The sequence below is a fragment of the Flavobacterium nackdongense genome (assembly GCF_004355225.1).
GTDB lineage: Bacteria > Bacteroidota > Bacteroidia > Flavobacteriales > Flavobacteriaceae > Flavobacterium > Flavobacterium nackdongense.
Map to the genome: position 1 here is coordinate 3476118 of NZ_CP037933.1, position 23860 is coordinate 3499977.

Genomic DNA, 23860 nt, shown 5'->3' on the forward strand with positions numbered 1-23860 from the left:
GTTATATCAAAATATCACTCTCCAAATCCGATTTTTCAATCTTAAAGTCAAATCCTAATTTCGAAACCAATTCGATAACCAGGTTTTTATACCAGTTTTCGGATTTAGGATGAATGTAGATTTTTTCGATTAATTGGTTGATGTCTACATTTATTTTTAGACCATCATTCAATTTTATATTGCTTTCAGTAACATCCGATATGATGCGAACTTCCCTTTCGTACTGGAAACTTTTTCGTTTGAACAAAAACGGAAAAAACATATCATCAAATGGAATGTATTCTTTCTTATAATCAATATAGTTGACTTCGCCAATGTATTGTTTGTGATTTTTTTCAGGAATTACGGCGTTTTGCAATCTACCAATAGTGGATTGAATGGCTAATCCTTCACTGTTTTGGGTGAAAATTTGCCACATAGCAAACGATTCGTATTCGTTGATGTGCCAGCTACTAACGGCTACTTTTTCGCGATGCGATTTGTAATGTTGTAAAAATTCAGGATTATTGACGGCAATTTTTTTTATCTCTTCGTAGGTTGGTTCACTAAAAGTACCTTCATATTGGTCTTCAAATTTATCCGAACGCGACATAAACAATTTCTTCGAAAGCAATAAATCAAGAAATTTGGATAGGTCTAAGTATTTCCAAACAACTGTGTCAGGATCTTCGGGAAGTTTGATGTTGGGGTTGTTCAGGTACATTTAAAATAGATATCCGTCAAAAATCTGAAATTTTAATCATTATTCAAAAGACTGCATGGTTACCAATTTGTTATAGTTTCCATTCAGCGCGATGAGTTCCTCGTGTGTACCTTGTTCTACGATTTTTCCTTTTTTCATAACCACAATTTTATCTGCTTTTTGAATGGTCGAAAGGCGGTGAGCAATGACAATAGATGTTCTGTTTTGCATCATATTTTCTAAAGCCACTTGCACAAATTTTTCGCTTTCAGTATCCAATGCGGATGTGGCTTCGTCTAAAATCATAATCGGCGGATTCTTTAAAACCGCACGAGCAATCGACAATCGTTGTTTTTGACCGCCAGAAAGTTTATTGCCGCTGTCGCCAATGTTGGTGTCGATTCCCATTGGCAAATCTTGGACAAACTCATAAGCGTTGGCAATTTTCAAAGCTTCGATGATTTCTTCGTCGGTTGCGTCAATTTTCCCTAAAGCAATGTTCGCTTTTATAGTATCGTTGAACAAGATGCTATCTTGTGTCACCAAACCCATCAAACTGCGAAGCGAATGTAAATTCATATCTTTAATATTGACACCATCAATCACAATCGACCCTTCATTTACATCATAAAAACGGGTCAATAAATTCGCAATCGTACTTTTTCCACTTCCGGATTGACCAACAAGAGCAACAGTCTGTCCCTTTTTTACTTCAAGAGAAAAATCTTTTAAAACTGCTTCTTCTTCATATTTGAAGTTGACGTTTTGTAATGAAATTGCCGTTTCGAATGTGTCTTTTTCGACTGCATTTACTTTGGATGTGATTTCATTCTCAACCTCCAATACTTCAAAAACTCTTTGGGCAGCAGCTAATCCGTTTTTTACGGAATACGAAGCTTTCGAAATGGCTTTTGCTGGCGTGAGAATATTGTAGGCCAAGGTAAGGTAAACAATGAAAGCCGAACCATCTAGGGTTTTGTCTACTAAAACTAAATTCCCGCCGTACCAAAGCAAAGTAGCAATAGTGGTGATTCCCATAAATTCGCTCAAAGGCGACGCTAAATTGTTTTTATTTCCAATACTATTTGATAATTTTAATAATCTTGTAATCGATTCGTTGAATCTGTTTTTGAAAGTGGTTTCGGCATTGTAACTTTTGACCACTTTCAAACCGCTAAGACTTTCTTCCACAATCGAAATAAGATAACCTCCTTCGTTTTGAGCTTTCAACGATTTTGCTTTGAGGCTTTTTCCAATTTTTGAAATGATAAATCCCGAAATGGGAATGAATATCAAAACAAACATAGTTAGTTTTGCGCTAATGACAAACATAGTGATTAGTGCAAAAACAATGGTTAAAGGTTCTTTGATGACGAGTTCTAATATTGAAAAAAATGAATTTTGAACTTCGCCCACATCGCCAAGCATTCTTGCCATAACATCACCTTTTCTTTTTTCAGAATAATAGGAAATAGGCAATTCGATTATTTTGTCGTACATCGTTTTTCTCAAATCACGTAATACACCATTTTTCAAGTGCATAATGTGATAAGAAGCCAGATAATTGAATAAATTTTTTAGTAAAAAAGTGGTAATTACTAAGGTTACCACCAATAAAAGAGCAAATTGCGGCCCACTTCCTTTTGATAATTCCGATATTTGATAATACAAATACTCTTTTCCGAACCGCATTATACCTCCAATTCCTTCATAGACAGGGGCGTTTTCGATAACTTTATTTTTGCCAAAAAGCACTTCGAGCATTGGTAATAAAGTCAACATCGAAATGGTGCTAAATAAAGCATACAAAACATTGTAAGTCACATTCCAAATGATATGTGACTTATAGGGTTTTGTGTACGGAAAGAGTTTAATTAAGTTTTTATCCATTTATTTTCTATTGTTGTTTTCTGCTATTGCTATGGCTTTTTCTAATTTTTCTAGCAATAATTTTTTTTCTGGTAATTGCGTGAGGTATTCTGCAACCTTAATTTGTTCATCAGTATCAAGCATCAAATAATTGATTTGCTCCGGAGATTTTTCGCTACAAAGGATTAAGCCAATGGGTTTGTTTTCTCCTTCTTTTTGTTCGTTTTTCTCTAACCAACGAAGATACAGTTCCATTTGTCCTTTGTATTTGGCTTTAAATTTCCCCAATTTCAAATCTATGGCAACCAAACTTTTAAGACCTCGATGATAAAAAAGTAAATCGATGTAAAAATCTTCATTGTCTATAATTATCCTTTTTTGGCGGGCTAAAAAAGCGAACTCGCTACCCATTTCGGTAATAAAATATTGAAGTTGTGCCAATATAGAGCTTTCTAAATCTTTCTCAGAGTAACTATCGTGTAAACCTAAAAAATCTAAAAAATAGGGATCTCGAAAAGCTAAATCAGGACTTATTTTCTTTTCCTTTTCTAATGTTTTTAATTCATTGACGATTGTTTGTTCCGGTTTTTTGCTAATGGCGGTTCTTTCAAAAAGCATACCATCTATTCGCTCCTGCAATGTTCGGACACTCCATCTTTCGTGAATTGTCATTTGGATATAAAATTCCCTTTTTATAGGGTTTTCTATGTAAATAAGATTTCTGATATGGGACCAACTCAATTTTGCACACACTGTGTGCAAAATTGTAATATCTTCTATAACAGTGTTCAGTTTAACAAAACTTTGCAGATTTCTTTTATTAAAACCTACTCCATATTTGTTCGTAAGTGCTAAGCTCAACGTTGGAATCAATTTCTTTCCATAGTCCGCGCGGTCATTTTTTAGAATATCATCATTGATGGTTTTTCCAATATTCCAATACAATAAAGTCAGTTCTTGGTTGACTGTTTTGGCAACAATATGACGTGTTTGATCTATTAAACCGATAATCGAATTTAATAGTTTTGGTTCATCATTTGTGTCCAATTTGTTCATTAGCTCAACTGCATGGCAGTAATGATGTTTTTGATTTTTTCATTTAATACCGCTTCCACTTCCGTGAAATTTTCTACACTGTCTAATTCGGTGTTTACGCTGATGTAGAATTTGATTTTTGGTTCGGTTCCACTTGGTCTAGCACAAATTTTCGAACCGTCTTCCGTATAATAAATCAAAACGTCCGATTTTGGCATATCCATCGTTTCTTCCTCACCAGTCAATAAATTTTTGGCAATCGAAGATTTATAATCTTCTAGCATCACCACACGTTGCCCGTTGATTTCTTTTACTGGATTATTACGCATATCGACCATCATTTGGTTGATTTCGGCTAAACCATCCATTCCTTTTTTGGTTAACGAAATCAAATGTTCTTTGTAAAAACCGTGCTCTACATACGATTGTTGCAATTCTTTGTAAACACTGCTACCATTGGCTTTCACTTGAGCCGCCAATTCGCAAATCAATAAAGTAGCTGCAACTGCGTCCTTATCGCGAACAGCGTCGCCTACCATAAATCCAAAGCTTTCTTCCCCACCGCCGATGAATTCCAATTCTGGGAAATCCTTGATCATTTTGGCAATCCATTTGAAGCCAGTCAAGCCGACTTTGCATTCCACACCATAAGCTGTAGCCAATTCCATAATCATCGGAGTAGAAACAATAGTCGAGCCCACGAATTGTTTTCCGTTGATTTTCCCTGCTTTTTTCCATTCTTTTAATAGAAATGCAGTCATCAGAATCATCGTTTGGTTTCCGTTCAGTAAGATCATTTGGCCTTCGTTATTTCGAACTGCAACACCCAAACGGTCGCAGTCAGGGTCAGTTCCCACAACAATATCGGCGTTTGTTTTATCTGCCAATGCCAATGCCAATGTCAAAGCTTCTGGCTCTTCAGGATTTGGAGATTTAACTGTTGGAAAATCGCCATTTGGAACTCTTTGCTCTTCAACGATATTTACATTTTTGTATCCCGCTTGGGCAAAAGTTTCGGGAATAGCAGTAATCGAGGTTCCGTGTAAGGATGTAAATACAATATTCAAATTGTCTTTGGCTTCTTGCGATGTTCCAAAGCTAGCATTTTCGATAGTCGATTTGATGAACGCTTGGTCAATTTCAGCATCAATGTATTGTATCAGATTTTCGTCGGCGTCAAATTTGATTTGGCTATAATTTAGTTTTTCAATAGTTTCGATAATCGCGCCATCTTGCGGAGGTACGATTTGTCCGCCATCTTGCCAGTACACTTTGTAACCGTTGTATTCTGGCGGATTGTGCGAAGCGGTCAATACAATTCCACATTGGCAACCTAAATATTTTAGAGCAAAAGACAATTCAGGGGTAGGGCGTAAATCCGAAAATAAATACACTTGAATTCCATTGGCAGAGAAAACATCGGCAACTGTTTTGGCTAATGTCTTACTATTATGACGACAGTCAAAAGCGATTACGGCTTTCAATGGTTGGTCTGGAAAAGCGATTTTCAAATAATCCGAAAGTCCTTGGGTACTTTTTCCTAAAGTGTATTTATTGATGCGATTGTTTCCAACGCCCATCACACCGCGCATTCCGCCAGTTCCGAATTCTAGATTTTTATAAAAACTCTCTTCCAAATCCTTGGGCGAAGAAGTCATCATTTCGATCACTGCCTCTTGTGTTGTTTTGTCAAATGTTGGCGTTAACCATTCGTTTACCGCGTCTAAAATGTGTTGTTTGATTTCCATTTTATTTGAATTTTAAAAAATTTGTATGTCTTTATTTATAATCTTTTGAGGTCACAAATTGTGTCCTCAAGTTTTTAATTCAGTTCCTTCCAAACCTTATATCGTTCCTCATTATTCTTGGTCCTTAAAATAATTTCGCCAAGAAAACCAGCCAAAAATAATTGCGTTCCCAATACCATCGTCGTCAATGAAATGTAAAACCACGGATTATCTGTTATTAAATGATAGGGCAAGTCATTATAAAGGTTGTATAACTTCATAAAACCAATGAATCCCGCCGCCAGAAAACCAATGATAAACATCACTGAGCCCATAGCTCCAAACAAATGCATCGGTCTTTTTCCGAATTTAGAAAGGAACCAAATCGTGATTAAATCCAAAAATCCGTTGACAAAACGATCCATACCAAATTTGGTTTCGCCATATTTTCGGGCTTGGTGCTGCACTACTTTTTCGCCAATTTTACTAAAACCGGCATTTTTTGCCAAAACTGGGATGTAACGGTGCATTTCGCCAGAAACCTCGACGTTTTTTACCACTACATTTTTGTAGGCTTTCAAACCACAATTAAAATCGTTGAGTTGCACTCCAGATGTTTTTCTGGCAGCCCAATTGAATAATTTAGAAGGAAGATTTTTGGCTACTACAGAATCATAGCGTTTCTTTTTCCAACCCGAGACCAAGTCGTAATTTTGTTCTGTTATCATTTCATACAAACCTGGAATTTCTTCTGGACTGTCTTGCAAATCCGCATCCATTGTGATGATCACATCGCCTTGGGCTTTGGCAAAACCTGCATGCAAAGCCTGTGATTTTCCAAAGTTTTTCATAAAGCGAATGCCTTTTACATTCGCATTTTCAGAGGCTAGATCTTCAATGATTGGCCAAGAATTATCTGTACTTCCATCATCAATAAAAATAATTTCGTACGAATAATTGTTGGATTTCATTACCGAAATAATCCAAGTGTACAGTTCTTTCAGCGATTCGTCTTCGTTGAGAAGAGGAATTAGTAGGGATAAATTCATTTATTTTTTTATTCTTGTGATGGTTTGCTTTTAAAGATTAAAGCTAATAATAATCCAAAAAGAGCACTTCCTGCAATGCTAAACGCGGAACCTTTTAATAATTCTATAGTCGAATACGGATTGTTTTCTTGCATTTTTTTAATGGCTTCGTTAACCGCAGCAGACGGAGCTCCAAATTTTTGCATCGTTTCGGCAGTATATTTAATAACTATTTCGTTTATGGAATCTTTAGCCGATGGATCAATCACGTTAAACAAGAGAATGTTAAAGCCGACAGATATTGCTATTCCAATTACTGCAGAGATAAAATAAGTGGTAAAAGCTTCTTTAAAAGTAAACATACCTTTTAATTCTTTTTTTGTTTTGGTTAATAAAACGATACCAATGATGAGGTAAACCACTATAATAACTATTCCAAGCCACCATTTTACAAAAAGATTTAAATCTATTGCATAAATTGAAGCCGTAATTAAAGCACTTAAAATACCGGTCATTACACCGAAAGAAACCCCATTTTTCTTGATAATCTCGTTCATATTTGAAAGTTTTAGTTTAATAATCTACAAATATAGCAATTCCCAATTTATTCACAGACAAAAATCGGTTTTTGCGAATAGATAAAAAAAGTATTTCAAAGGTTTGTTTATTGAAAATTTTGTGTACATTTGCATCCTCAAATTGAGAAAAGAATTGTAAACAAAAAGAGTCGTTGCATTTACACCTTTTTCGAAAGTCGAGAAAGCTTCAAAATTAAAACGCTCAAAAAAATAAAAAAAATAAAGATGAAAAAAGGAATTCACCCAGAAAATTACAGATTAGTTGCTTTTAAAGATATGTCTAACGAGGACGTTTTTATCACTAAATCTACTGCAGAAACAAGAGAAACAATCACTGTTGACGGTGTTGAATATCCAGTTGTAAAAATGGAGATCTCTAGAACTTCTCACCCTTTTTATACAGGTAAATCTAAACTTATTGATACTGCAGGACGTATCGATAAATTCAAAACTAAATACGCTAAACACGTTAAATAATATTTTATTCGGTTTAAAGAAATATCACAAACTCTCCTTTTTGGGGAGTTTTTTTATTTTTATCACTATCCAAAACTTTGTAACTTTGGATTTTTAAAGTACAGACCTTGCAGTTCCGATGTTGCATTGCAAAGTCTCTAATAAATTAAAAATAAAACCATGAATTATATCCTTTTCGATGGACCTGCCAGAAATGCTTTGCTGCCTTTTACTTTCACGCGTCCTGTTGCCGACATTCTAATCGGTATTTTGACCATTCGCCAGAAATGGGAAAAACGTTTGGGATCGACCACAACTACATTGACCGAGGAATATTTGTCCGAAAAATTTCCAATGATAGAAATGGAGGAGAATGTGATGATCAACGCATCCTTTTTGCCCAATTCGGTTTTGGCTGAAATGGTTGTAAACCTAAGTTCAAATCAAGCTATTTTTAAAGGAGAGGATGTCATTGCTTTTTACACTAGTGAGAATCAGGAAGAGGTTGATTTCGATACTTATCAAATCATTGAATTTGAAGGAGAAGTTTTGAGAATAGAACGTACTTGGGATATTTTTTCGAACAATGATGCGGCTATTCGAGAAGATTTTGAGCTTTTGACTGAAGGTAGAAAATCACAAAGTATTCCCAAAAGTGTTAATGTGATTGATAAAGAAAATATTTTTATCGAAGAAGGAGCAAAACTCGAATTTGTGACTCTAAATGCATCATCAGGTCCTATTTATATTGGAAAAAATACCGAAATAATGGAAGGTTCTGTTATTCGTGGTCCATTTGCTTTATGCGAAAACGCTTCTGTGAAAATGGGTTCTAAAATCTATGGTGCTACAACGGTTGGTTCGTATTCTAGAATTGGCGGTGAGGTAAAAAATGCAGTAATTTTTTCCTATTCTAATAAAGGGCACGAAGGATTTTTGGGCGATTCTGTGCTAGGCGAATGGTGTAATATCGGAGCAGATACCAATACTTCAAATCTGAAAAATAATTATGACGAAGTAAAACTGTGGAGTTATGAAACCGAAGGTTTTGCCAAAACTGGACTGCAATTTTGTGGTTTAATGATGGGAGACCACAGCAAATGCGGTATCAACACCATGTTCAATACTGGAACTGTGGTTGGGGTAAGTGCCAATATTTTTGGTGCTGGATTTCCCCGCAATTTTGTTCCGAGTTTTTCTTGGGGCGGAGCTGCTGGATTTACAACCTATCTAACCAAGAAAGCCTTCGAAACGGCTCGATTAGTAATGAGTCGCAGAAATATTCACTTTGACGAAAAAGAAGCAGCGATTTTAGAACACGTTTTTGAGGAAACTAAAAAGTGGAGAAAGGAGTAACTTGAAAATAATTAATTTGAAAATTTTTAAATGACCATGATTGCGAAAGCAGTTGTGGTTTTTTATTTGTCTATTTTCTATCAAAACTATTGATTTCGTGATAAAGTTTTTTATTTGTAATTTTGCAAGCTCAATTTTTTGACAACGATTTCATTAATTGAGTTATTTTATGGAAAATAGAAAAAAAGTAGCGTTCTACACGCTAGGTTGTAAGTTGAATTTTTCGGAAACTTCAACTATTGCTAGGAGTTTTCAAGACGAGGGTTTTGACCGCGTCGATTTTGAAGAAGTGGCTGATATGTATGTGATCAACACGTGTTCAGTTACTGAGAACGCCGACAAACAATTCAAACAAGTTGTGCGAAAAGCGATGAAACTCAATGACAAAGCTTTTGTTGCCGCCATCGGTTGTTATGCCCAACTCAAACCTGAAGAATTAGCCAATGTCGATGGAGTCGACTTGGTTTTGGGAGCCACCGAAAAGTTTAAAATCACCGATTACATCAACGATTTATCCAAAAATGATTTTGGCGAAGTGCATTCTTGTGAGATTGAGGAGGCCGATTTCTATGTAGGCAGTTATTCTATTGGCGACAGAACTCGTGCTTTCTTGAAAGTGCAAGACGGTTGCGATTATAAATGTACCTATTGCACGATTCCATTGGCGAGAGGGATTTCTCGAAGTGATGAACTGCAAAATGTACTTAAAAATGCTAAAGAAATCTCTGAACAAGGAATTAAAGAGATTGTCTTGACCGGTGTAAACATTGGCGATTATGGAAAAGGGGAATTTGGCAATAAAAAGCACGAACACACTTTCTTAGAACTGGTTCAATCGTTGGACCAAGTCGAAGGAATCGAAAGATTGCGAATTTCGTCTATAGAACCCAATTTACTGAAAAACGAAACCATTGAATTCGTTGCTAAAAGTCGCACTTTTGTGCCGCATTTTCATATTCCTTTGCAATCAGGAAGCAATGAAATCTTGAAGTTGATGAAACGCCGTTATCTTCGAGAAGTGTACACCGAACGAGTTGATAAAATTCGGGAAGTGATGCCCGATGCTTGCATTGGTGTGGACGTAATTGTTGGTTTTCCCGGAGAAACCGATGAGCATTTTCTAGAAACTTATCATTTTTTGAATGATTTAGATATTTCATATTTGCACGTTTTTACGTATTCAGAACGTGACAATACCGAAGCTGCCGAAATGGAAGGCATTGTTCCTGCCAATGTACGGGCGAAACGGAGCAAAATGTTGCGTGGATTATCTGTAAAAAAACGTCGCGCTTTTTACGAAAGTCAAATTGGAACTAATAGGACTGTGCTTTTTGAAGCGGACAATAAAGAAGGATACATTCACGGTTTTACCGAAAACTACGTTCGAGTGAAAACTCCTTGGAATCCGGCATTGGCAAACACTTTGCAAGAAATCAATTTGACAAAAATTGATGAGGATGGAAGTGTACGAATTGAATTCGCCCCCTAAACCCCCGAACGGGGAATTTTAAACTAAATACTAAAATTTTAGTATTTATTAAAGCTTCCAGTCTTTCAAAGGTTGGAAGCTTTAGTTTTTTATAACAAGTTTAAAAATTTCAGTTTCCAAAAGGTCGGTGTCATTGTCTTCGCAAATCAGCAATTGGATTTGGCTTTCAGATTTGTAAAAAAGTGTCAATCCTTCAAATTTGTGTCTATCTGAGATTTTTTGGGTGAATTCAATTTCCAATGTTTTACTATTCATTCTTCCTATAATAGTTCCAAAAATTTCGCCGTCATCATAAGTAGAAGTAGTATTTTCGGCTGTGGCCAAAAAATAAATTTTGTCATCTACTAAAATTGCATCGGTAAACGAGGTTTCGATCTGCTTGATTTTGGGTAATGACACTTTCGTAAACACCGCAGTCGACTCATTTTCTAAAGAATTAAGAGTAAAAATGCCGTTTTTCGAATGAAGACCGTTTCCTCTTTGAAATAATAGCCAATTTTCCTTGCAGAAAATAGCACCCTCGATATTTAGTTCATCATCCGAAATGGAGCAAGTCTGTCTTAGGTTTTGGTATAAAGCAGACAAATCGGTTTCGATTATTGACTTGTTTTCGAGCTGGTAAACTATTCTTTTTTCTCTTTTAGCGGTGGAACCCGAACCCAAAAGATGGAGCTCATTTCCTTTCAATGCAATCGATTCAAAATCGATTTTGTCTTTTTTTGGGATATTTTCTTCGGCGTTTTCTACTAGCTTTATTTTCGAAAGTTGGTTTTCAGCAATTTGATATTCGTATAAAAAGGAACTGTTGTCGGATATGACAAACAAGGAATTGTTCAGATAAATAAGCCCTGATGCTGAGCCAATACCCTTAATTTTCAGGAAGTGTTCGAGTTTGATATTTTGCATAAATAAGATTCAAGGGGTTGATGTATAATTCTACAACAGTATTTCTAAACTTTTCGAAATTAGTAAAATCAATCGAATTTGTGAGGGCTTTTTACTATATCTTTGCCAACCTAAATTATTTGAAGTGAATTTATCCCAATATACAAAAGAGTTTTCTTATAATCTGCAATTGGCTTATCCTGTTATTTTGGGAATGCTGGGTCATACTTTGATAGGCATAGTCGATAATTTTATGGTAGGAAATTTGGGTTCAACGGAGTTAGCTGCGGTTTCTTTGGGTAATAGTTTTATCTTTATCGGTATGTCTTTGGGAATTGGATTTTCAACGGCGATTACGCCATTTATTGCCGAAGCCGATGCTGAAAAAAATGATGAAAAAATCCGTACTACTTTTCATCACGGACTATTATTGTGTACCATATTGGGCCTTGCTATTTTTCTATTAATTGTTTTGGCTAAACCTATAATGGGTTTGATGAACCAACCTGAGGCTGTAGTCCGATTGGCTTCGCCTTATATCGATTGGGTTGCATTCTCGCTGATTCCTGTGGTAATTTTTCAGGGATACAAGCAATTTGCCGATGGATTGTCGCAGACCAAATATTCGATGTACGCCATTTATTTGGCCAATGTCGTTCACGTTTTCTTCAATTATGTGTTGATTTATGGTGTTTGGGGTTTTCCTAAATTGGGCATTATTGGAGCTGCATTGGGAACAGTTATTTCGAGGATAATGATGGTGGTTTTTATGCATTATATAATGAAACATAACGTTACCTTTAAGCGATATTTCAAAAATTTTACTTTCGAAGAAATCAAAAAATCCATTTTGAAAAAAATTATCAATCTGGGTTTTCCTTCCGCAATGCAGATGTTGTTTGAAGTAGCTTTATTCACCGCAGCAATTTGGCTTTCGGGTTCCTTGGGTAAGAATAGCCAAGCCGCAAATCAAATTGCCTTGACGCTGGCTTCTTCCACATTTATGGTAGCTATTGGGTTCAGCGTAACAGCGATGATTCGAGTGAGTAATTACAGAGGGTTAAAGGACTACAAAGAATTGATTGTTGTGGCAAAATCCATATTTTTAATCACCATTATGGTCGAGCTTTTCTTCGGAACTCTTTTTGTGATTTCTCATAATTTTTTACCTCATTTATTTTTGAATATGACCGATAGTACTCAACAGTTGGACAATACAGAAATAATACTGATAGCATCTAAATTGCTTTTGGTGGCAGCTGTTTTTCAAATATCAGATGGAATGCAAGTGGTAGTTTTGGGTGCTTTGCGTGGATTACAAGACGTGAAAATCCCAATGTACATCACTTTTGTGGCATATTGGATTGTAGGATTTCCTATTTCGTATTTTCTTGGAAAACACACTGAATTAGGTGCCACTGGGATTTGGATCGGACTTTTGGCAGGCTTAACATCGGCCGCTTTATTTTTGTATATTCGGTTTACAAGATTGACTAAAAAGTTGGTTTTGGAAAATGATAACTTTTAAAGTTTTTTCTTAAAATAATTGTAACTTCCAATCGGATTTATCGTATAATCATCGAACAAATTAATTTTCAAAAAAATGATACTATTAATTATTATTGGGGTTATTTTACTGATTGTGAGTTTTGCTTTAAAAAGCAATGCTGGTAATCCATTTTTTAAATTTTCAGGACCACTTAGGATTGCTGGACTTCTAGTTATTGTATTGGGTGTTTTCTCGTCGATGTTCAAACAAATTGATGCTGGAAAAGTTGGGGTAAAGTCGCTGTACGGAAGTGTACAGTCGGATGTTTTGGAAAGTGGTTTGCATTTAATAAATCCACTTCTTGAGGTGACTGATTTTGATATTCAAACCCAAAATTACACCATGTCGGCCATTCATAACGAAGGCGCTCAGGAAGGCGATGACGCGATTCGAGTTTTGTCCAATGATGGACTCGAAGTGATTATCGATTTGACAGTTTTGTACAAAATTACTCCTACTGATGCACCTAAAATTTTCAAGCAAATTGGGGTAAATTATACCGATAAAATTGTGCGTCCAGTCACTAGAACCCGCATTCGCGACAACGCGGTTTATTATGATGCTGTGGCCTTGTATTCGACCAAAAGAAACGAATTTCAGCAACGAATTTTCAAAAGTATTGAAGAAGATTTTAAATCCAGAGGTTTAATTTTAGAACAATTATTAATTCGGAATATTAATCTTCCGGCATCGGTCAAAGCGACTATTGAAAGCAAGATCAATGCCGAGCAAGAAGCGCAAAAAATGACTTTTGTACTTCAAAAAGAAAAACAAGAAGCCGAAAGAAAAAGAGTCGAAGCGCAAGGTATCGCCGATTATCAAAGAATTATTTCGTTGGGATTGACCGACAAACAATTGCAATACGAACAAATAAAAGCACAGAAAGAAATCGCTACTTCACCCAACACGAAAATCATTTTTATGGGAAAAGGAAGTGCGCCAGTAATTTTGTCTGATAAATAATAACGGTTCGTAGTTTCTGGTTTGTAGTTTCGGGTTGAACTGCAAACCATAAACCATAAACCATAAACCACAAACATAAAATGGAATTACCAAAATTTTTACTAGGCGATAATACCGATTTTCCGGAAGATATTTTCATAATTCATCTTGACTATCCTCGATTCATTATCAATCTCAAAGACGATGAAGTCGAATTTATGGAAGAAGCTGAAGATCTTGATGAGGGCGAACTGAATGCCGAAATGGAAGGTTTGATTGAACAAGCCAATGCCTTTTATGACCGCGAAATGGAGCGTTACGAGAAAGAGTAATTATTTTTTTGTAGCTAAATAATAAATTCTAAACAATCGGTCGTTGTGTTTCTTAGATTCCTTAGGAACACGATTCAAATCTACCGTTGATATTTTTTTTAAGTTGTAGTTTTCCAATTTCTTTTTAGATAAAATACTATCTTTTTTAGAAGCCAATATGCCAAATTTTCTTTCTTTAGGTAAATTTATCATATTGGTTTTTTCATTTAGAACAACAGGAATGCTATGCCCGTAATCCCATACAATTTCTGGGGTAAAAGAACTCATTTCATAGGACTTGATTCCCAATTCTTTTTCCTTTTCTTTCAATTCTTTTGCGCTGTGATAATCTGGATTTATTAATACGGCATTGGTTAATGGTATTCCAAAAATAATTACGGCAACTTGTACACCAATAACGGCATAAAACACATTCAAAAAGTCTTTTTTTCTAAGATTTTGGAAGGCAATAAAACCTAAACTAAACAGTGAAATAGTTAATCCAATTAGCCATAATTCAAATCCTGCGAACTCGTTTTTTATTTTAATAAATAATCCAATTGGAATGATCAAGCAAATAAGTATAATTAATCCGAAGGCAAAATAGAGTACACTTTTTTCTATTTTTAGATTGATGTTTTTGAAATTACGAATCAAATACTCAATATAAAAACCAGTATTTAATGCCATCGGAATAAGAACAGGCAAAAGGTATCTTGATTTTTTTTCAGGAATTATTGAAAGTAGCATTAATGAAGCTAGTGTCCAAATTAATGTGAATTGATAGGCTTTCAAATTGCTGACTCTAGTTTTTAAATAGGGATAAAAGAGCGCAATCAATGCGGGAACTGTCCAAATTCCGCTTTGGGTAAAAAAGCTCCAGTAGTAGTAAAACGGGCGAATATTATAACTTCCCCATCGGCTGCTTTCCAGTTTGGTGACTCTAGCAACTGTTTCCGGATCGACATAGCGAACATATAAAGGCCAAGAAAGTCCGATGCAAAATCCGATGATTAAAAGTAAGAAAACATAAAATTTCTTGCCTCTTAAGTCAAATTTAAAAATGATTCCATACGCGATCAAAAACGGTAATAATAAGGCATATACTGAAATTGGGCCTTTACTTAAAAAGGAAAATCCAAAAAATAGCCCAGCCAAACAAGCATTGAGAAATGAATGCTTTTTGTCGTTTAGAAATTTCCACAAAAAGACAATGCAAACCATCATAAAACTATGTGTGTACATATCCCATTGATTGTCTCTCCCTGCAAAATAGATATAAAAAGAAGTAATTAAAATGAGTCCGTTGTGAAAATTCTGTTGTTTGGGTAACCCTAATTTTTCGGATAATTTATACGTACTGAAAACCAATAGTAGTGTGATAAAAACCACAGGTAATCGCAATCCAAAAACATTCCCGAAGCCAAAAATCATTCCTGAAACGGCAGTCAGCCAAGTTGGTAAAGGTGGTTTTTCGTAACGCGGCAAATCATTGATAGTGGTCAATATCCAGTTGTTATTACCTACCATTTCTCGCGCAGTAATAAAGTTTCGGGCTTCCATAATGTTCACTTCAATTACACTTAAATGCGGTATAAGCACCAAGCAAGAAATCACTAAAAGCCAGAATTTGTGATTATGGATTAATTTTGACATCGTTTTTTAAAATTATGATATTTCTAGAATAAATGATTAAACCCATTGCATGACCTACCAATAAAACAGGATCTTTTCTAATTATCGCATAATTGAAAATGAGTGCCGAACCACCCAAACTGATAATCCAAAAACCCATCGGCAAAACCGAACTTTTGCATTTTTCGGAATAAATCCATTGATAAATAAAACGAAGTGTAAAAAGAATTTGACCAAAAATACCTAAAAACAGAAGCCATTGCGGAATGTGTTCGTTCTTGAATAAATGATCTACATCGATGATGTTATTATTGTAACCGTACCAAACTATAAATGCAGGGAAAATTAATATAAACCAGCGCAATACTTTTGGAATTTTAGTCCAATCGTTTTGTAGTTGAATGTTTCTGATATAGATGTAATATGTTAGTGATTGCCCCAGCATTATCGAAAAATCGTGCCTTAAATAACCATAAACAAAGAGCAAAAAGGAGGCAAACAAACTGATTTCCCAAAACAAAACTGGAGTCAAAACTTTTTTGTTTTTTTCGGATATTATCCATTGCAAAATCATTCGGCTCGAAAACAATATTTGAGCAAGAAATCCTATAGAATATAGTAAGTATTGGTTCATTATCCCTGTTTTGCTACACGATAATTAATGTACTTTTTCTTCATCCACAAATAGGCAAAGCAATCTTGTAATGGTCCCAAAAGTCTATTCCAAAGATTGAATTTTGATTCTCCGGCGACCCTAGGAAAATGTCTTACTGGAGTTTGCTTTATTTTACCATTTTGCAATAAAATCATCGCAGGTAAGAATCGGTGTAGACCATTGAACATAGGGATTTTCTTCGCCATATCGGTACGAATGATTTTCAATGGACAACCTGTATCGTCCATTCCGTCATCGGTAAAAGCTCTACGAATACCATTGGCAATAGTCGAGGACATATTTTTTATAAACGAATCTTTTCTGTTCGAACGTACTCCAGTGACCAAGTCATATTCGGGAGTTAAATCGATTAAAATATTGAAATCTTCGGGAGCAGTTTGCAAATCGGCATCGATGTAGCCCACCCAAGGGGTATCGGCATAATCAAATCCTGCTTTGACGGCAGCACTTAATCCACAGTTTTTTTCGAAGGATATATAGGTAAATTCTTCGTTGTTTGTACTGATTTTTTCAATCAAAGATTGGCTGTTGTCTTTCGACCCATCGTTTACAAATAAAATTTTGGTTTTTTTCTTGGCAATCTTTAGAAAAATATTCATTTCATCGTGTACACGTTCAAGATTGCCTTCTTCGTTATATACAGGAATTATAATTGTTAATTCAAAGTTCATGATACATATCTGTTTATGCAAAAGTATTTTATTTTGAGAAGAAATAACTTAAGAACGTATTAAAATTTGCTAGTGACCAACAGAAAACGGAATATTTATTTCTACTTTTGAACTGTAATATAATTTACTTATGAAAATACTAATAACTGGGGCAGCCGGATACATTGGTTCACACGTGGCGGAACGTTTGCAATCTAGCGGTAATGAAGTTGTAGGGTTGGATAATTTTTCGAATTACTACGATGTTTCCTTAAAAGAAATGAATGCTAGTGTCTTACACAAGAAAGGAATTAAAGTAGAAAAATTAGATCTTAGGTTTCCTGATCAACTACACGCTTTGCCCACGGATTTTGACTATATCTTTCATTTTGCTGCTCAACCCGGTATTTCTGCCACTTCTAGTTTTGAGGATTATTTAGAAAATAATGTAATTAGCACAAAACACTTATTGGATTTTGCGCTAAAAAATCAAAATTTAAAACTTTTTGTAAATATAGCGACCTCTTCTATTTATGGTATTCACGCTACTTTTGATGAGTCGGTTGTTCCAAGTCCCGCTTCTTTTTATGGTGTAACAAAATTGGCTGCCGAACAATTAATTTTGGCTAGCAGTCGAGCAGGCAAAATCAAAGCTTGTTCCTTGAGATTGTATTCGGTTTATGGTCCGCGCGAAAGAACGGAGAAATTATATACAAAATTGATTGCTAATGCTTTTCACAACATTCCCTTCCCTTTATTTAAAGGAAGTGAGAAGCATTTACGAAGTTTTACTTATGTTCAGGATATTGTCGATGGTGTGGTAAGTGTAATTGGTAAAGAGGATTTGGTTAACAATGAAATCATTAATTTGGGTACTGAAATTGAGAATACGACGCTCCAAGGCATTGAAATTGTAGAACAGATTCTAAATAAAAAAATCGGTATTCAAGTTGTCGATGCAAGGGCTGGCGATCAAATGAGGACTAATGCGGTAATTGATAAAGCCAGAAAATTATTAAACTATAATCCGCAAACTAGTTTGAAGCAAGGTTTAGAAGAACAAGTCAAATGGTATCAGGATAATTTCTTATAATTTTGGTACACATTCAATAATTCTTGAGCAGCTACAAATGGTGAAATTTCATCAGTTGAAACTGCTTTTTTTGTTGATTCTAAAAGTTTTTGAATTTCTGGATGATTGTAAAAATTGGTTTTCAATTGTTCATTAATGGTTTCCAGCATCCAATATTGATTTTGTTCAGCCCGTTTTTCAAAGTAATAATTATTGGTTTTGGTGAGTTTTAGAAATTTCTCTATTATTTCCCAAACTCCCTTAATTCCCTCTTTGGTTAAGGAACTGCAAGTTGAAGTTGTTGGCGTCCAGCCCGATTTTTTAGTCGGAAATAAGTGCAAGGCGCGATTGAATTCTAGTTTTGCCAAATTGGCTTTTTTGATATTATCGCCATCCGCTTTGTTGATGACAATGGCATCGGCCATTTCCATAATACCGCGTTTTATGCCTTGCAATTCGTCGCCAGCGCCCGAAATTTTGAGCAATAGAAAGAAATCGACCATACTGTGAACGGCAGTTTCACTTTGGCCCACGCCCACAGTTTCTATCAGAATCGTATCGAATCCGGCGGCTTCGCAAAGGGTGATGGTTTCTCTTGTTTTTCGAGCCACTCCGCCTAGTGTTTCACCCGATGCCGATGGTCTTATGTAGGCATTGTGGTCTTTGACTAATTCTTCCATTCGGGTTTTATCGCCTAAAATGCTTCCGTGTGATATTGTGCTGGAGGGGTCAACTGCGAGAACAGCCACTTTTTTCCCTAAGGAAGTCAATTGTTTTCCAAAAGCTTCAATAAAAGTACTTTTGCCCACGCCGGGAACACCTGTGATGCCTATTCGAACCGAGTTATTGGCATAAGGCAAACAAGCGTTGATTACTTCATTGGCTTTCGCCAAATGGCTTGCATTCGTGCTTTCGACCAATGTAATAGCGCGACTTAAAGCGGAAATGTTTCCGTTTAAAATGCCTTCAATCAATTCTTGCGAACTAGGTTGTTTTTTTCTGAAATTTTTAATGGTTTCCACAGCATTCGAACTGACAATTTCTGGTGGAGAAATTCCCTCTTTTTCGTGTAGTGCCGAGTTTTTTATTTTGTCGTTTTTCAAAATGTAAATCGTAAAAACCTAAACTAAATTATTGTTTAAAAATGGAAATCTAACTTAGAATTGAAGTAAAATTAGTAAAATTTTGACTAATCTTTTGATTTAAATGTATTAAACAAGTTTATTTATTTTAGCATATTGCAATAAAATAATGGTTTTGGCATCTTTTATTTCACCAGTAGCAATCATGGCATAGGCTTCCTCAAAAGGCATTTCGATCACTTCTATTTCTTCTTGTTCGTGTTCTAATCCGCCGCCATCGTGGACCTTCATCGAAGTATCGTATTCGCCAACGAATAAATGTAAAATTTCGGTTACAGCCCCCGGAGACATAAAGGTTTCAAGTATTTTTTGAACCGATTTGATACGATAGCCAGTTTCTTCTTCGGTTTCCCGAATGATGCATTGTTCAGGATGGTCTTGGTCTAGAAGTCCTGCGCAAACTTCGACCATCATTCCAGTTTTGTTGCCGTTGAGGTAGGAGGGAAGTCTAAATTGTCGGGTGAGAATAATTGTTTTTTGTTGTCTATTGTAGAGTAGGATTCCCGCACCGTTGCCTCTGTCATACACTTCTCTTTTTTGGGTAATCCAAACGCCGTCTTTTCTCAGAAAATCGAAGGTGACTTTGTTTAATAAATACCAATTGTCTGAAAGCAATTCGGTTTGTTGGATTTTTATGTTTGGGTTGTTCATTTGATAGGTATGTTAAAAAAAACGTCCCGAATATCGAGACGTTGAGATTGTTATTTCAAAATGGTTTGCTTTCTATCTGGTCCAACAGAAACAATTTTGATTGGCACTTCGATGTAGTTTTCGATGAATTCGATATATTCTTTCAGTTCTTTTGGCAATTGATCGTAAGTGGTCATTCCTGTTAAATCTTGAGCCCAACCTTTTAATTCAGTATAAATTGGCGTTACATTTTCACTTTCGATATTGTAAGGGAAATGTGAAATCGCTTTGCCATTATAATTGTATTGTGTACACACTTTCAAAGTGGGGAATCCAGAAAGAATATCACCTTTCATCATCATCAGTTGTGTAACGCCATTGATTTGCACTGCATATTTCAAAGCAACTAAATCCAACCATCCGCAACGACGTTTTCTACCCGTAACAGAGCCGTATTCATTACCAACTCTAGCCATAGTTTCACCGTCTTCGTCATAAAGCTCTGTTGGAAAAGGACCACTTCCTACTCGAGTGACATAAGCTTTGAAAATGCCGTATACTTCTTTGATTTTGTTGGGTGCAATTCCAAGTCCGGTACAAGCGCCAGCAGCGGTAGTATTAGATGAGGTCACAAAAGGATATGTCCCAAAATCAACGTCGAGTAAGGATCCTTGTGCACCTTCACATAAAATAAGTTTACCTTCTTTTTGTGCTTGATTGATGTATTCTTCGCTGTCGATAAATGTTATTTTTTTTAATTCTTCAATAGATTCGAAGAATTCTTTTTCCATTTCTTCTAAATTGTATTGAATGTTTACATCGTAGAATTTAATCATTTCTTCGTGCTTGTTGGCCAAGGCGCGGTATCTTTCTTCGAAGTCTTCTAATTCGATATCACCGACACGAATTCCATTTCTGCCTGTTTTGTCCATATAAGTTGGCCCAATACCCTTCAATGTCGATCCTATTTTTGCTTTTCCTTTTGATGCTTCCGAAGCTGCATCTAGCAGGCGGTGTGTAGGCAAAATTAAATGTGCTTTTCTTGAAATTAGCAGTTTACTTTTGATGTCTAGTTCGAACTTTTCTAATCCTTCTATTTCTCTTTGAAAAACAACTGGGTCGATAACTACACCATTGCCTATAATATTTACTGCTGTTTTATGAAAAATTCCTGAGGGAATGGTTCGTAAAACGTGTTTTATTCCATCAAATTCTAGCGTATGACCAGCATTTGGGCCACCTTGAAAGCGTGCTATAATGTCGTATTTAGACGTAAGTACATCAACAATTTTTCCTTTCCCTTCATCTCCCCATTGCAATCCTAATAATAAATCTGCGGCCATTCTGTTTTATAGTTTGTAGTTAGTGTGTGTAATTATTTATTTCGTTTTGTCCCGTAAAAATAAAGGGAATGATTTGTAATATCGATATCAAAAATTTCTTCAAAAGTTTTTTTGATGGTTTGAATTCTTGGATCACAAAATTCGATTACTTCGCCAGTATCCGTCATAATGATGTGATCATGTTGTTTGTCGAAGTACGACTTTTCGTAATGCGCTTGATTTTGACCAAATTGATGTTTGCGCACCAAACCCGATTCTAACAAGAGTTCAATAGTATTGTAAAGTGTGGCCCTGCTTACGCGATAATTTTTGTTTTTCATCTTGATGTAGAGTGTTTCTATATCAAAATGTTCCTCACTTTCATATATTTCCTGGAGTATGGCATAACGCTCTGGCGTTTTGCGATGCCCTTTATTTTCAAGATATTTTGTAAAAACATTTTTTACAATTTCTTGATTGGTACTATTATCAACCGATATCTGTGTCATAATCTTGCAAAGATAAATTATTATTTTCTAGTTTAGAAGTTTAAAAGTTTAAAAATTTAACAAGAACTCTTACGCTTCAAAAAGACCAACCAATTCTTAATTACTGTATTCGCGTGTTACTTTATCGACGCCATCAATTTGTTTGATATTGTCAATTAATTTTTTCAAAATATTATTATTCTGAACGATGACAGCGATTTTTCCATTGAAAATTCCCGCCTCTCCGCTAAGTGAAATGCTTTGAATATTTACATTCATATTATCTGAAATTACTTTGGTCAATTTGTTAGTAAGCCCAATAGTGTCCATGCCGGTAATATGTAAAATAGCCTTGAATTCCTGTTGAGAAGAATCAATCCATTTGGCTTGCATAATGCGATAGGCATAATTCGATTGTAGGCTAATAGAGTTTGGGCAATCCCTTTTGTGCACTTTAATTCCTTCATTAATTGTGACAAATCCAAAAACTTCGTCGCCCGGAATCGGATTACAGCAGGTAGATAATTTATAATCCAATTTGTCTTGGTCTGCACCAAAAACTAGCATATCGTAATTGCTGTTCAGAACTTGTTTGTGAATATCTTCGTTGGCGGTACTGGCCGAGCGTTTGATTTTATTTTTGAAGAAATTGATAAAAGTATTGCTTTTTTGCGCAGCATAATCTTTCAATTGTTGGTTTTCGATGGCGCCAACTCCCACGCGATAAAATAAATCTAAACTGGTTTTTAATTTGAAAAAATTGACTAATTCATTGACCACCGATTCACTCAAAGTGATTTTTAAGTGTTTCAGTTTTCGACTCAGTATTTCTTTTCCTTCTTCGGCAATTTTCTTGGTATTCTCGTTAAGAACGTTTTTTATTTTATTTTTCGCTCTCGACGTAGTGACATAATCCAACCAGTTGATGGTTGGTTTTTGATATTGAGACGTAATAATCTCTATTTGGTCTCCACTTTTCAATTCGTGGTTCAAAGGGACTAATTTTCCATTAACTCTTGTTCCTCTGGTGCGAATCCCCACTTCGGAGTGGATGCTGAAGGCAAAATCGAGTGAAGTGGCTCCCTTGGGCAAGGATTTTATTTCGCCTTTTGGTGTAAAAACAAAAATTTCTTTCGAATAGAGATTCATTTTGAAATCCTCTACGAAATCTACTGCATTGGTTTCAGGATTTTCCAAAGCTTCTTTGAGGAGGTTGAGCCAAATGTCAAGACCGCTTTCTTCACTTCCACCTTGTTTGTATTTGTAATGAGCAGCATACCCTTTTTCGGCAATTTCGTCCATACGTTCGCTTCGAACCTGCACCTCGACCCAACGACCTTTGGGGCCCATAACGGTAATGTGTAAGGCTTCGTAGCCCGTAGTTTTGGGTGAGGAAATCCAATCGCGTAGGCGACTCGGACTCGGACGATAATGATCCGTAACGATAGAATATATTTTCCAAGCCAAGAATTTTTCTTCTTGAGGCGATGATTTGTACACAATGCGAATGGCAAATTTGTCGTAAACTTCATCAAAGCCAACTCCTTGCGCTTTCATTTTCCTGTAAATAGAAAAAATAGATTTTGGACGTCCTTTGATGATGTATTCAAGGTTTTCCTTATCTAAAGATTTTTTTAAGACATCAGACACGTCTTTAATATATGCGTCTTGCTCTTCTTTGGTTTCTTTTATTTTACTGACAATGTCATCATAAATAACAGGTTCGGTATATTTTAGTCCTAAATCTTCGAGTTTGTTTTTAATTTTATAAAGTCCCAAGCGATGGGCGAGAGGAGCATAAATATATAAAGTTTCGGAGGCAATTTTGATCTGTTTGTAATCCTCCATATTGTCTAAAGTTTGCATATTATGCAATCTGTCGGCAATTTTTATCAGAATTACACGCACATCATCATTGAGTGTGAACAGCATTTTTCGAAAGTTTTCGGCTTGCATCGAAACATTCATTTCTTTTTGAACTTTCGAGATTTTAGTCAATCCTTCGACAAGTTGAGCAACTTTTGCGCCAAACATTTTTTCGATATCTTCAATTGTTATTGGAGTATCTTCAACCACATCGTGTAGTAAGGCCGCAGCAATAGCAGTAGCACCTAAGCCTATTTCCGAAGCCACAATTTTGGCCACAGCAATAGGATGAAAAAAGTAAGCCTCACCCGATTTTCTACGCTGATCTTTGTGCGCATCCATAGCGACATCAAAAGCTTTACGTATGAGTTTTTTATCTTCGGCAGTTAAGGTTTGGTAACTGATGCGAAGTAACTCTTTGTATTCTTGTAAAATGGCTTTATTTTCTTTTTCAAAATCTATTTCTAGCATA

The 23860-nt window shown here is 35.7% G+C and carries 22 protein-coding genes; 7 read left to right on the forward strand and 15 right to left on the reverse strand.

What is annotated here, in order from left to right:
- Position 1: 1 nt before the first annotated feature.
- The 6 genes from E1750_RS14960 to E1750_RS14985 form a co-directional block, all read right to left on the reverse strand.
- Positions 2 to 703, reverse strand: coding sequence for a hypothetical protein (locus E1750_RS14960; RefSeq protein ID WP_133277544.1), 702 nt, complete (start codon positions 701 to 703; stop codon positions 2 to 4).
- Between the two features lie 39 nt (positions 704 to 742).
- Positions 743 to 2572 carry an ABC transporter ATP-binding protein gene (locus tag E1750_RS14965; RefSeq protein ID WP_133277545.1) on the reverse strand — a complete coding sequence of 610 codons (1830 nt, stop codon included), beginning with the start codon at positions 2570 to 2572 and terminating at the stop codon, positions 743 to 745.
- Positions 2573 to 3607, reverse strand: coding sequence for a PDDEXK nuclease domain-containing protein (locus E1750_RS14970; RefSeq protein ID WP_133277546.1), 1035 nt, complete (start codon positions 3605 to 3607; stop codon positions 2573 to 2575). It lies immediately after the preceding gene.
- Entirely contained in the window at positions 3607 to 5334 is a 1728-nt protein-coding gene (locus tag E1750_RS14975) for a phospho-sugar mutase (protein WP_133277547.1), read from the reverse strand. Before E1750_RS14975 ends, E1750_RS14970 begins: the two co-directional genes overlap by 1 nt.
- Positions 5335 to 5408: 74 nt before the next feature.
- Positions 5409 to 6362 (reverse strand): glycosyltransferase family 2 protein, encoded by a 954-nt coding sequence (locus E1750_RS14980; RefSeq protein WP_133277548.1) that lies wholly within the window; start codon positions 6360 to 6362, stop codon positions 5409 to 5411.
- An 8-nt stretch (positions 6363 to 6370) separates the two neighbouring features.
- A complete protein-coding gene (locus tag E1750_RS14985) occupies positions 6371 to 6898 on the reverse strand; it encodes a DUF4199 domain-containing protein (protein WP_133277549.1) in 528 nt (175 codons plus the stop codon).
- Between the two features lie 246 nt (positions 6899 to 7144).
- Here E1750_RS14985 and E1750_RS14990 point away from each other — a divergent pair, with 246 nt between their 5' ends.
- The 3 genes from E1750_RS14990 (at position 7145) to mtaB (ending at position 10220) form a co-directional block, all read left to right on the forward strand.
- Positions 7145 to 7396, forward strand: a complete 252-nt coding sequence (locus E1750_RS14990; protein WP_133277550.1) for a type B 50S ribosomal protein L31 — start codon at positions 7145 to 7147, stop codon at positions 7394 to 7396.
- Between the two features lie 159 nt (positions 7397 to 7555).
- A complete protein-coding gene (locus E1750_RS14995; RefSeq protein ID WP_133277551.1) occupies positions 7556 to 8731 on the forward strand; it encodes a GlmU family protein in 1176 nt (391 codons plus the stop codon).
- Positions 8732 to 8900: 169 nt separating this feature from the next.
- Positions 8901 to 10220: a tRNA (N(6)-L-threonylcarbamoyladenosine(37)-C(2))-methylthiotransferase MtaB gene (mtaB, locus tag E1750_RS15000; protein ID WP_133277552.1), complete on the forward strand. Its 1320-nt coding sequence runs from the start codon at positions 8901 to 8903 to the stop codon at positions 10218 to 10220.
- Positions 10221 to 10301: 81 nt separating this feature from the next.
- Here mtaB and E1750_RS15005 read toward each other — a convergent pair whose 3' ends face one another.
- Entirely contained in the window at positions 10302 to 11126 is an 825-nt protein-coding gene (locus tag E1750_RS15005) for a DUF6929 family protein (RefSeq protein ID WP_133277553.1), read from the reverse strand.
- A gap of 124 nt (positions 11127 to 11250) precedes the next feature.
- On the opposite strand from E1750_RS15005, the gene E1750_RS15010 reads away from it, so the two are divergent.
- The 3 genes from E1750_RS15010 to E1750_RS15020 all read left to right on the forward strand — a co-directional run bounded on the left by E1750_RS15010 (position 11251) and on the right by E1750_RS15020 (position 13928).
- Positions 11251 to 12633: an MATE family efflux transporter gene (locus E1750_RS15010; RefSeq protein ID WP_133277554.1), complete on the forward strand. Its 1383-nt coding sequence runs from the start codon at positions 11251 to 11253 to the stop codon at positions 12631 to 12633.
- 75 nt (positions 12634 to 12708) lie between these two features.
- Positions 12709 to 13617: a prohibitin family protein gene (locus E1750_RS15015; RefSeq protein ID WP_133277555.1), complete on the forward strand. Its 909-nt coding sequence runs from the start codon at positions 12709 to 12711 to the stop codon at positions 13615 to 13617.
- A gap of 80 nt (positions 13618 to 13697) precedes the next feature.
- Entirely contained in the window at positions 13698 to 13928 is a 231-nt protein-coding gene (locus tag E1750_RS15020) for a hypothetical protein (RefSeq protein WP_073370084.1), read from the forward strand.
- Here the strand turns inward: E1750_RS15020 and E1750_RS15025 are convergent, their stop codons facing one another.
- Genes E1750_RS15025 through E1750_RS15035 form a run of 3 tightly spaced genes read right to left on the reverse strand, consistent with a single transcriptional unit; the run spans position 13929 to position 16889 of the window.
- A complete protein-coding gene (locus E1750_RS15025) occupies positions 13929 to 15563 on the reverse strand; it encodes an ArnT family glycosyltransferase (protein WP_133277556.1) in 1635 nt (544 codons plus the stop codon).
- Positions 15544 to 16176 (reverse strand): lipid-A-disaccharide synthase N-terminal domain-containing protein, encoded by a 633-nt coding sequence (locus E1750_RS15030; RefSeq protein ID WP_133277557.1) that lies wholly within the window; start codon positions 16174 to 16176, stop codon positions 15544 to 15546. The genes E1750_RS15025 and E1750_RS15030 overlap by 20 nt, the downstream gene beginning before the upstream one ends.
- A complete protein-coding gene (locus tag E1750_RS15035) occupies positions 16176 to 16889 on the reverse strand; it encodes a glycosyltransferase family 2 protein (RefSeq protein WP_133277558.1) in 714 nt (237 codons plus the stop codon). Before E1750_RS15035 ends, E1750_RS15030 begins: the two co-directional genes overlap by 1 nt.
- Before the next feature lie 130 nt (positions 16890 to 17019).
- Between E1750_RS15035 and E1750_RS15040 the strand changes: the two genes are divergently transcribed.
- Positions 17020 to 17961, forward strand: coding sequence for an NAD-dependent epimerase/dehydratase family protein (locus E1750_RS15040; protein WP_133277559.1), 942 nt, complete (start codon positions 17020 to 17022; stop codon positions 17959 to 17961).
- On the opposite strand, the gene meaB is transcribed toward E1750_RS15040, so the two are convergent.
- The 5 genes from meaB to E1750_RS15065 all read right to left on the reverse strand — a co-directional run bounded on the left by meaB (position 17943) and on the right by E1750_RS15065 (position 23859).
- Positions 17943 to 19043, reverse strand: coding sequence for a methylmalonyl Co-A mutase-associated GTPase MeaB (meaB, locus tag E1750_RS15045; RefSeq protein ID WP_133277560.1), 1101 nt, complete (start codon positions 19041 to 19043; stop codon positions 17943 to 17945). The genes E1750_RS15040 and meaB overlap by 19 nt on opposite strands.
- Positions 19044 to 19151: 108 nt before the next feature.
- Positions 19152 to 19733: a GDP-mannose pyrophosphatase NudK gene (nudK, locus tag E1750_RS15050; RefSeq protein WP_133277561.1), complete on the reverse strand. Its 582-nt coding sequence runs from the start codon at positions 19731 to 19733 to the stop codon at positions 19152 to 19154.
- A 50-nt stretch (positions 19734 to 19783) separates the two neighbouring features.
- Entirely contained in the window at positions 19784 to 21055 is a 1272-nt protein-coding gene (locus E1750_RS15055; protein WP_133277562.1) for an adenylosuccinate synthase, read from the reverse strand.
- 32 nt (positions 21056 to 21087) lie between these two features.
- Positions 21088 to 21543 carry a Fur family transcriptional regulator gene (locus tag E1750_RS15060; protein ID WP_133277563.1) on the reverse strand — a complete coding sequence of 152 codons (456 nt, stop codon included), beginning with the start codon at positions 21541 to 21543 and terminating at the stop codon, positions 21088 to 21090.
- A 96-nt stretch (positions 21544 to 21639) separates the two neighbouring features.
- Positions 21640 to 23859, reverse strand: a complete 2220-nt coding sequence (locus tag E1750_RS15065; protein ID WP_133277564.1) for a RelA/SpoT family protein — start codon at positions 23857 to 23859, stop codon at positions 21640 to 21642.
- Position 23860: the final 1 nt, after the last annotated feature.

Coding starts and splice junctions, on each gene's coding strand:
- E1750_RS14960 (WP_133277544.1), bottom strand. CDS start 703: ATGTACCTGAACAACCCCAACATCAAACTTCCCGAAGATCCTGACACA.
- E1750_RS14965 (WP_133277545.1), bottom strand. CDS start 2,572: ATGGATAAAAACTTAATTAAACTCTTTCCGTACACAAAACCCTATAAG.
- E1750_RS14970 (WP_133277546.1), bottom strand. CDS start 3,607: ATGAACAAATTGGACACAAATGATGAACCAAAACTATTAAATTCGATT.
- E1750_RS14975 (WP_133277547.1), bottom strand. CDS start 5,334: ATGGAAATCAAACAACACATTTTAGACGCGGTAAACGAATGGTTAACG.
- E1750_RS14980 (WP_133277548.1), bottom strand. CDS start 6,362: ATGAATTTATCCCTACTAATTCCTCTTCTCAACGAAGACGAATCGCTG.
- E1750_RS14985 (WP_133277549.1), bottom strand. CDS start 6,898: ATGAACGAGATTATCAAGAAAAATGGGGTTTCTTTCGGTGTAATGACC.
- E1750_RS14990 (WP_133277550.1), top strand. CDS start 7,145: ATGAAAAAAGGAATTCACCCAGAAAATTACAGATTAGTTGCTTTTAAA.
- E1750_RS14995 (WP_133277551.1), top strand. CDS start 7,556: ATGAATTATATCCTTTTCGATGGACCTGCCAGAAATGCTTTGCTGCCT.
- mtaB (WP_133277552.1), top strand. CDS start 8,901: ATGGAAAATAGAAAAAAAGTAGCGTTCTACACGCTAGGTTGTAAGTTG.
- E1750_RS15005 (WP_133277553.1), bottom strand. CDS start 11,126: ATGCAAAATATCAAACTCGAACACTTCCTGAAAATTAAGGGTATTGGC.
- E1750_RS15015 (WP_133277555.1), top strand. CDS start 12,709: ATGATACTATTAATTATTATTGGGGTTATTTTACTGATTGTGAGTTTT.
- E1750_RS15020 (WP_073370084.1), top strand. CDS start 13,698: ATGGAATTACCAAAATTTTTACTAGGCGATAATACCGATTTTCCGGAA.
- E1750_RS15025 (WP_133277556.1), bottom strand. CDS start 15,563: ATGTCAAAATTAATCCATAATCACAAATTCTGGCTTTTAGTGATTTCT.
- E1750_RS15030 (WP_133277557.1), bottom strand. CDS start 16,176: ATGAACCAATACTTACTATATTCTATAGGATTTCTTGCTCAAATATTG.
- E1750_RS15035 (WP_133277558.1), bottom strand. CDS start 16,889: ATGAACTTTGAATTAACAATTATAATTCCTGTATATAACGAAGAAGGC.
- E1750_RS15040 (WP_133277559.1), top strand. CDS start 17,020: ATGAAAATACTAATAACTGGGGCAGCCGGATACATTGGTTCACACGTG.
- nudK (WP_133277561.1), bottom strand. CDS start 19,733: ATGAACAACCCAAACATAAAAATCCAACAAACCGAATTGCTTTCAGAC.
- E1750_RS15055 (WP_133277562.1), bottom strand. CDS start 21,055: ATGGCCGCAGATTTATTATTAGGATTGCAATGGGGAGATGAAGGGAAA.
- E1750_RS15060 (WP_133277563.1), bottom strand. CDS start 21,543: ATGACACAGATATCGGTTGATAATAGTACCAATCAAGAAATTGTAAAA.
- E1750_RS15065 (WP_133277564.1), bottom strand. CDS start 23,859: ATGCTAGAAATAGATTTTGAAAAAGAAAATAAAGCCATTTTACAAGAA.